Source organism: Syntrophales bacterium (assembly GCA_030018935.1).
Classification (GTDB): domain Bacteria; phylum Desulfobacterota; class Syntrophia; order Syntrophales; family CG2-30-49-12; genus CG2-30-49-12.
In genome coordinates this window covers 22,425-30,152 of the sequence record JASEGZ010000024.1, presented here as the reverse complement: position 1 = coordinate 30,152, position 7,728 = coordinate 22,425, and the positions used below count along the sequence as shown (strand labels likewise).

Here is a 7,728-nt window from a genome sequence, read left to right as displayed (position 1 = left end):
CCAATGTTGAGCTGAGCCTGCGGCTCAGCTCAACATTCGTAAAAGTTCATCTTTATCCCTATTACTTCTCCTTTCAGGGAGAGGAAACTGTGACGGGGGGTATGTTCTGCGGACCCTGTCCTGAAGGCGAGAAACTTCACTTTTACGAAACCATCAATAGTTGAAAAAATGGAGGTACTTAATGGACAAGAGAGGCATTCTTGCCATCGTTCTCTCACTGGTTGTGCTTTTCATTTACCAGACATTTTTTGTGAAACACCCCTCTGTCCCAAAACAACCGGAATCTGTGCAAGAAGAAGTAGCGGTTGAAAAGCTCAACAGCAACAGAGTCGCTGTTGAACGGGAAAGGAAGATTCAAACTAAAACTATTTTCTCCCCTCAAGGTGCTTTGGGGGAAAAAGATATCCCTGTGGATACACCCCTATACACGGCCACCTTTACCACCAAGGGGGGGGGGCTCAAGTCCTTTAAACTGAAATGCTACCGTAAGACCATCAACAAGAATTCTGAACTCATTGAACTGGTAGAGGTACGGGACGCAATGCCCCACCCACTTACCATCTCCTTTCCAGATTCAAGCATTGACATACCTTCCGAGGGAATATACGAGGCAAATGTAGATTCAATAAAGATGACAAAAACAACGGATACCCGTTCCCTGATTTTTTCCCAGTCATACCCCTATGAGATAAAGGTGGAAAAGATCTTTACCTTTTACCCGGGAAGATACACCGTTGATCTTGAGGTAAGGGTTTACAACTTATCAACAGACCCTTTAAACCAGAATGCCTGCCTGAGCTGGTATCAATTTGTCGATCCGCAAGCAGAGACAGACAGTTACAGCCACAAAGGCCCTATCTCTTTTGTGGCAAAAGGTGTTGAACGCCAGGATGTTGAGAAACTTGATGCAGCCAAACTACTCGGCCCCGATGTATCCTGGGGCGGGTTTGAAAGCAAGTACTTCCTCGCCGCCATGATTCCCCAGAACCCCTCCATCACCAGCCTTTCCCTTTCTAAAGACGTCCGGAACATGGTTTCCATCAGCCTGAAAGGCCCTAAAAATCTCATCCCTACTGGCCAGGTTGACTCATTCAACTATTCGTTGTACCTGGGTCCCAAGGACTATAGTATTCTCAAGGCACAGGGAACAGGCCTTGAAAACGCCATTGATTTCGGTTCCTGGTTAAAGTGGCTGGCCATGCCCCTGCTTGTGACCCTTAAATTTTTACATGATGGGTATGTTCACAATTACGGTATCGCCATTATCATCCTGACCGTCCTGATCAAGATCATCTTCTGGCCCCTGGGAAATAAAAGTTACAAGTCCATGAAGGAAATGCAGAAACTTCAGCCAAAGATTATCGAGCTACGGGAAAAGTACAAGAATGATAAGGCAAGGCTCAGCCAGGAAACAATGGTAATGTACAAGGCCCACAAGGTAAACCCCCTGGGTGGTTGTCTCCCCATGGTAATTCAAATTCCTGTTTTTTTTGGTCTCTATAAGGCCCTCCTCTATGCGATTGAACTGCGTCATTCCCCGTTTATCTGGTGGATAAAGGATCTGTCGGCAAAGGACCCTTACTACATTACACCCATTATTATGGGGGCGACAATGTTCCTCCAGCAAAAAATGACCCCGCCGGCGGGTGACCCGATGCAGGCAAAAATCATGTTATGGATGCCTGTGATCTTTACATTTCTTTTTTTAAATTTCCCCTCAGGATTGGTTATATACTGGCTATTTAACAATATTATCAGCATTGGCCAGCAGTACTACATCAATAAACGGTTATAATAAGGTGAGGTAAAAAGACTATGGAAACTTTAGAAATCGAAGGAAAAACCATTGACAAAGCCATAGAAAAGGCATGTTATGAATTTGACGTACCGAGGGAAAAGCTCAATATTGAAATTATTTCTGAAGGTACCAGCGGTTTTCTCGGCTTGGGCTCTAAAAGAGCAAAGGTCAGGGCAAGTATAATGTCCCTTGATGCAACACTCAATGCATCCCTTGAACAACCACAGAAGATGATCCAGAAAGGCTTCGGTTCAGGCTCTGGAGAATCTATTAAAACCGAAGAACCGTGTGAATCAGTTGGCATCAGGGCCAAAAGGTTCCTGGAGGGCATCCTTTTTAGGATGAACCTTTCCTGTCCCGTAAACGTTGAGGAAACGTCAGAGACGGTTGTCCTTAATATCAAAGGTGACGGAGGTGGACTGCTCATTGGAAAAAGGGGGCAGAATCTGGATGCCATCCAGTATATCGTGAACAGGGCAGTGAATAAGACGGCAAATGTCTTGAAAAAGATTATCGTTGATACAGAAGAGTACAGAAAGAGAAGGGAAGATGCACTTATCGCTATGGCTGAGAGATTCGGGGAGAAGGTTAAAAAAACAAAAAAAGCGGTGACGGTGGGCCATATGAATGCCCGTGACCGCCGTATCATCCATCTGACCCTGCAAAACGACGAATTACTGACAACTAAAAGTCGGGGCGAAGGTGAATACAGAAAGATAATTATCATGCCAGCCAAAAAGGAGTAGGGTGACACTCCGAGGCACCATAGCGGCCATTGCTACCCCTGTGGGTGTGGGGGGACTCGGCATTATACGGGTCAGTGGTCCAAGATCAGAAGAGATCGCCCGACTACTTTTCAAACCCCGGAGGCAGGCGGACAATCTTATGACACACCACCTCTATCACGGAGACATCATCTCACCTGAAACGGGCGCTACCCTCGACGAGGTTCTGATCGCCCTCATGAGAAAACCCCATTCCTATACCGGCGAGGATACGCTGGAGATAAGCTGTCACGGTGGGCCGTTGATCCTGCAGGTCGTATTGAGTGAAGTCATCAGGGCAGGGGCCCGCCTGGCAGAACCCGGGGAATTCACGAGACGGGCCTTTTTAAACAACCGCTTAGATCTGTCACAGGCGGAAGCAGTTGCTGATATGATCACGGCAAAGACGGACAGGGGTCTCGAAGTAGCCGTATCACATCTCAAGGGGGAATTAGCGAAAAAAATCGAGTCCTTGCGAACATCAATCATTGACGTTCTTGCCATTCTTGAGACCTCCATTGATTTTTCTGAAGAAGATGCGGATAGCGAGCAAAACCATGAACCTGTTGGAAGAATTCAAGCTATTGTAGATGACCTGCACGCAGTTCTGGCGACATACGAGCAGGGAAAGATTTACAGGTACGGGATCAACGCTGTGATCACGGGAAAACCAAATGCAGGAAAATCAAGTCTTCTCAATCGTCTCCTCGGAGAGAAACGGGCCATCGTGACCCCCATCCCGGGAACAACGAGGGATTTTATCGAGGAATTTATTAACATCGAAGGGATACCGGTAAGGCTTACCGATACAGCCGGGATCAGACATCCGGAAAATATCATTGAACGGGAAGGTATCGCCCTCGTCCGGGAAAAACTCTCCTCGGCAGATCTGGTGATCATCGTCCTTGACGGTAGTGAAGAGTTAACAGAAGAAGACATAGAGATTATTGAAGAAAACAGGTTAAGGAAGACGGTACTGGTTATCAACAAGACAGATCTACCCCATTTGATCAACATACAGGAAGTTCATCGTCTCATCCCTGATCTGCACCCTTTATGGATCTCGGCAAAATACGGTGATGGCATCCCCGCCTTGAAAGAATGCATTTACACCCTCTGCATGAAACAAACTGACGATCGTCAGTCAACAACGATGATTACCAATATCCGCCATAAGATGGCGGTGGAAAAAGCAGCCATTCTTTTATCACAGGCTAAGGATGGTATCGTGGATGGTCTTTCTCCAGAATTTCCCGCTTTAGACATCCGGGAAGCACTCGATAGTCTGGGTGAAATCGTCGGAAAGATGATCAACGAGGAGGTATTGGACAGGATATTTTCGACCTTCTGTATCGGCAAGTAACACCAACATCAGTCGTCAGTCATACGTCTTTTGACTTATGACTTACGACTTACGACATAAGACAGTATAAAGGATTGAAAGATGGGTCAGTACATCCATCAAAAATTTGGGGCAGAGGTCCAGTTCATTGCGGGGTATTACACCATTCTCGAGGAGGGACGGATGGGCCACGGAGGAAAAGAATTTCTCTATGCGGTGGGTATGGCGATTGTAGACAATGCCTGTTGTGGAAGGGGGGGATGCCGATTCCTTCATGTTCCGGGCTACATTGTTTCCTGGAAAGAAAAAGAGAGCGCAGACGGCCTTCCTGTCAGCGAGGTCGAGCCCATCTGTAACGAAACGGACCAGAGAGAAATCAGGAACCTTTTAGAGGATGATTTTCCCCATGCGCAGGTCATTTTTCTATAACCCATACGGTAAGCACTCAGCCGTCAGCAATCAGCGATCAGTAAGACAAGTCAAAAAAATCTTACGTATGAGAAAGCTTGTCTTAGGGGTAAGGGGCGTATTGCAACACGCCCCTACCCCTTGTATCTTCCTGTTTTAGCTGAAAACTGAGGGCTGATAGCTGAACGCTTACAAATAACTAAAGCCGGAGGTAAGGGTACGATGTGGAAGACAATTCTTTTTTTTCTCTTGATAATTGTTGTGTATATACCGGATGGTATATGTGAAGAAAAATGCGTGAATACTGAGGGGGAAGCTGTCATTGTCAACAACGATATCCCCTCTGCGAAGATGGAAGCCATTGCGAGGGCCAAATGGTCCGCCATCGAGCAGGTGGTAGGTACACAGGTCAAGGCGGAGAGTTTTGTTCAGAACTTTACCCTTGTGGAAGATGTCATCAAGACTCAGGTCGGCGGGGCGGTAAAGAGGTTTCAGATATTAAATCAGGAAGACAAAACGGATACATATCTGGTAAAAATCAAAGCCTGTGTTGAATCGTCAAAGGCAAAGGAAGCTGTGTCCACTCTGGCCCTCAACAATTCAATAGCCGTTTTCATCCCCGCCCGGAAACCCCGCGTAGCGAAAGGTGAGGATGAATACGAGGAAACCAATATCCTCTCAGAGACCCTGATCGGCAAACTGACCGAGCAAGATTACACGGTAGTGGATGTGGCCCCCACCCAGGCCATTGATGCCGCAGAGATTGAAAGGGCAGTAAAAACTGGAAGTACACTTGCCGTCAGAAGTATGATGTATAAATTTCTCTCCAATGTGATCATCATCGGCAAGATAAACTACACCGTCTCAACGAAGAAAGGGGAAGATGTCGGATACGGTATCGTCATGCCCTTCAACAATGTAACAGTCCGACTGACCTACCGAATTGTTGCCAAAAATAATAAAACGGGCAATATGGAAATCCTCACCGCGGGGACAGAGCAGGGTAAAGGCCTGGCAAACAACATTGAAGATGCGACCGCCGAGGGGCTGAAGGATTTAGCAGAGAAGCTGACTCCTGTCATTCTCGACAGGGTTGCCCAATATATCGAGGGTAATGTCAAGAAGGTAAGGATCAAAGTGGCTGACGTCACCGATCTGGATACAAATATGGACATCAAAGGAATTCTTCAGAACATCATCTGGGTAACGGAGGTGGAGGAAAAGGGGATGGGAGAGTTTATCGTCAGCTATCCGGAAAATACGCTTTATCTTGCCAACAGCATCAGGCAGAAGGGTCGTTTTAATATTGTTAACTTTACACCCTATTCAATAACATTACGATACCAGCGATAAGGAGGAAGGAAAGATGGATAAAAAATTAGCATTATCTGTTATGGCATTGTTCTTTATGACCGCTTGTGCAATCCCGATCAAGCACGACCCAACGGCATTTATGGTAGATACAGGTCCAAAAGAATCAATACCCCCTGTATGCAAGTCTGCCTACGAATCTGCCAAGATAAAGGTCGCCGTTGTCAATTTTACCAACAACTCCACCTTTGATTACGCCAGTGTTGTGCAGACAAACATTCAAGGCGCCGGTGAAAGAACCACAGTGGGGGGCGCCGCTGTTGGTGTCATCCCCGGAGCAGCAGGTATTGTCTGGGGTGAAAAGGAAAAAACAAAATTTCAGCAAGAGGCCCAGACAACACAGCGTCAAATCAATGCCAAGTTGAGTGAAAGCGTTGAAGATGGAGTCATGGATGAGCTTGTCAATATGGGGGGTGCAACGGTCTATACGAGAAAAGACATGGAAAAAATCATGACGGAGCACAAGTTCCAGCGTTCAGGGCTCGTAGATGAGGCGACACTGGCCAGGCTGGGAAAGCTGGCAGGTATAAAGTATATCGTCACCGGTTCCATCAACAATGTAAACCTCTCTTACAAAACCTATGAATCTGCCCGGAAGGGTCTGGAGAAAGGAGAAAGTTTTGCCGCTAAGCTGATTGGGTCAGCCATGGCAGCAGGCATGGAAACACAGGAAGGCTGGCATATGAATACCGACGTGGCAGTGAGAATCATTGACGTAGAAACGGGAGAAGTCCTCTTTTCCAAGGTTGTCGGCGGAAAACATATCATCGGCAAGATCCCCTATCCCAATTATGACGCCATCATCGGTGGTGTGAAGAAGGCGGCGGCAAAAGGACTGGAAGATATAAGACCGCAGCTTTCCAGGTGGTTCACGGTAAAAGGTTATATTGTTCAGACAAGATCCTCTGCAGACGGGAAACAGCGTAGCGCCTTGATCAATATCGGTGAAAAGCAGGGACTGAAAATGGGATCGGAACTATTTGTCTATACTTTCCAGGAAATAGCTGACCCCTTTGATGAGAGGAAAATATCATGCGATATAGTAAAACTACCGGTAACACTTAAGGTGACAGAACAACTTCAGGCTGACAAGGCGTGGGTCATGATCGAGGGAAAGCCTGACTGCATTCAGCGGGTAAAGGTTGGGCAACTTGTGGAGAGAAAAGCGATAGAGGGACAGAGTCTTCTCAAGAAGATGGGATATTGACCAACGGTAGGACAAGAGGTACGGCAGGGATGAATAACCGTCCCTGCCGTGTGTCCTCAGACCCCTTCCATCCCCTCAAGGAAGGCAAGTACGTTCTGTCCCAGGACCTGGTGGTTATACCCCCCTTCGAGGATAGCAAAGCAACCGCCCCTATTTTTTTCACTGGCCTGCCTGACAAGACGTCCCATCTCCCGGTAATCCTCCGTGGTGAGCAGACCTCCCCAATCCTCGATATGATTATCGAAACCGGCAGAGACACCGATGATATCAGCCTCTTCAGAAAAAAGGCGCTCCCTCACGTCTTTCAGATACGCATCCCGGTCAGCTGTAGAGGGATTATAAATCGTCACGTATCCCTTCCCTCCCAGGATATTTACCGTTCCGTCCCCGAAGTGAAGATCGAAATCGAGGACAAAGGCCCTTTTGATCTTGCCTTCCCGCTTTAGCTTTTCGAGGGCGATGGCCATGTTATTAAAATAACAGAACCCCCATGAACTGTCGGCGGAGGCATGATGCCCCGGCGGCCTGATCAGGGCAAAACAGGGTTCTTGCAAACCGATCCTAACAGCCTGAATCGCTCCTCCTGCCGCCATGGCTGCGATATCGTAGACGCCCTCTCTGACGACCCTGCCCATGTGGGATTTGGTGTGCACAGAAGCGATATCTTCCTCCCCGGCAGGAGTTGCCTCCACAAAAGTTACCCGGTCACGGATAACCTTCACAACGGCCTCTATCCGGCCATGTGCAGCCGCAGGATCGGAAGAGTATACCTGATTAAAGTCTTCGTGATAGACCACTTTCATGGTTATACCTCCTTGAAATTCTAAAGATTCGTTTC

7 protein-coding genes are annotated in these 7,728 nt (G+C 47.4%); 6 read left to right on the top strand and 1 reads right to left on the bottom strand.

Going from position 1 to position 7,728, the window contains the following annotated elements:
* Nucleotides 1-181 precede the first annotated feature (181 nt).
* From yidC to QMD03_06045, 6 genes are all read left to right on the top strand, one after another.
* Nucleotides 182-1,795, top strand: coding sequence for a membrane protein insertase YidC (gene yidC, locus QMD03_06070; GenBank protein ID MDI6776794.1), 1,614 nt, complete (start codon nt 182-184; stop codon nt 1,793-1,795).
* Nucleotides 1,796-1,815: 20 nt separating this feature from the next.
* Nucleotides 1,816-2,544 (top strand): RNA-binding cell elongation regulator Jag/EloR, encoded by a 729-nt coding sequence (gene jag, locus QMD03_06065; protein MDI6776793.1) that lies wholly within the window; start codon nt 1,816-1,818, stop codon nt 2,542-2,544.
* 1 nt (nt 2,545) lies between these two features.
* Nucleotides 2,546-3,925, top strand: coding sequence for a tRNA uridine-5-carboxymethylaminomethyl(34) synthesis GTPase MnmE (gene mnmE, locus QMD03_06060; GenBank protein ID MDI6776792.1), 1,380 nt, complete (start codon nt 2,546-2,548; stop codon nt 3,923-3,925).
* A gap of 81 nt (nt 3,926-4,006) precedes the next feature.
* Nucleotides 4,007-4,333 carry a hypothetical protein gene (locus QMD03_06055; GenBank protein MDI6776791.1) on the top strand — a complete coding sequence of 109 codons (327 nt, stop codon included), beginning with the start codon at nt 4,007-4,009 and terminating at the stop codon, nt 4,331-4,333.
* Nucleotides 4,334-4,534: 201 nt separating this feature from the next.
* On the top strand, nt 4,535-5,665 hold the full coding sequence (locus QMD03_06050; GenBank protein ID MDI6776790.1) for a hypothetical protein: 1,131 nt from the start codon (nt 4,535-4,537) through the stop codon (nt 5,663-5,665).
* A gap of 13 nt (nt 5,666-5,678) precedes the next feature.
* Nucleotides 5,679-6,890, top strand: a complete 1,212-nt coding sequence (locus QMD03_06045; protein MDI6776789.1) for a CsgG/HfaB family protein — start codon at nt 5,679-5,681, stop codon at nt 6,888-6,890.
* A gap of 56 nt (nt 6,891-6,946) precedes the next feature.
* On the opposite strand, the gene QMD03_06040 is transcribed toward QMD03_06045, so the two are convergent.
* Nucleotides 6,947-7,693, bottom strand: a complete 747-nt coding sequence (locus QMD03_06040) for a histone deacetylase family protein (protein MDI6776788.1) — start codon at nt 7,691-7,693, stop codon at nt 6,947-6,949.
* Nucleotides 7,694-7,728 lie beyond the last annotated feature (35 nt).